2 protein-coding genes are annotated in these 641 nt (G+C 37.4%); both read right to left on the bottom strand.

Features of this window, described 5'->3' with window-relative positions; genetic code table 11:
* Nucleotides 1-39: 39 nt before the first annotated feature.
* Nucleotides 40-228 (bottom strand): hypothetical protein, encoded by a 189-nt coding sequence (locus tag ACY2RQ_RS19685; RefSeq protein WP_490114716.1) that lies wholly within the window; start codon nt 226-228, stop codon nt 40-42.
* 69 nt (nt 229-297) lie between these two features.
* A complete protein-coding gene (locus tag ACY2RQ_RS19680; RefSeq protein ID WP_490114715.1) occupies nt 298-549 on the bottom strand; it encodes a hypothetical protein in 252 nt (83 codons plus the stop codon).
* Nucleotides 550-641 lie beyond the last annotated feature (92 nt).

The following is a 641-nucleotide window of genomic DNA, read 5'->3' as shown; positions in this document are numbered from 1 at the left end:
CAAATCAGGTGCGCCGTAGGCGTCACCTGGATTTGTTTGTTAAGTGCGTTCTTGAGATTTGATGAACATTAATAAATGAGTTCTTGCTGCAGAATCTGGATTTAGCCCCCGTAGCTCTGTTTCTCGTGTGCTCCCATCTGGTAGAAAAATCGTTAGTGTGTCACCAAAGACAGTAAATTCAGCACTGTAGGATTTACCATTAACTTCTACGCTAATTTCGTCGTTCATTTTTTACCTGTCACAGATTATTGAATAGAAGTTCAATATGAAAAATAATGGCTGATTAATATTTCAGCTTTAAAATACTATATCAGAATCAGATTCATCACTTTCAAAACTGAGAGTAAAATCTTCTTTTTCAGGATATTTCGCTTCACCAAGGTCAGACGACCAACCAAGCGAATAAAGTGTATTCCAACCATGCTCAGAATGCTGTGAGCTTCCGATATTAAGAATTACCCAACCTAATTTTAAATATTTATCAGCTTCTGAGCTGAAGTTAACATCAATAACTGTTGAGATTTTATGTAACTCAATTTTTTCTTTCATTTAGTTAGTCCTCAACTTTGAATTTTAGTATTAGCACTTAACGCCCGCATCAGGTGCGCCGAAGGCGTCACTTGGATGCGCTTGTTAGGTGC

It is taken from the genome of Parendozoicomonas sp. 209JJ7-1, assembly GCF_058147085.1.
Note: the sequence above shows the minus strand (reverse complement) of the source record. Positions and strands in the feature narration are given on the sequence as shown.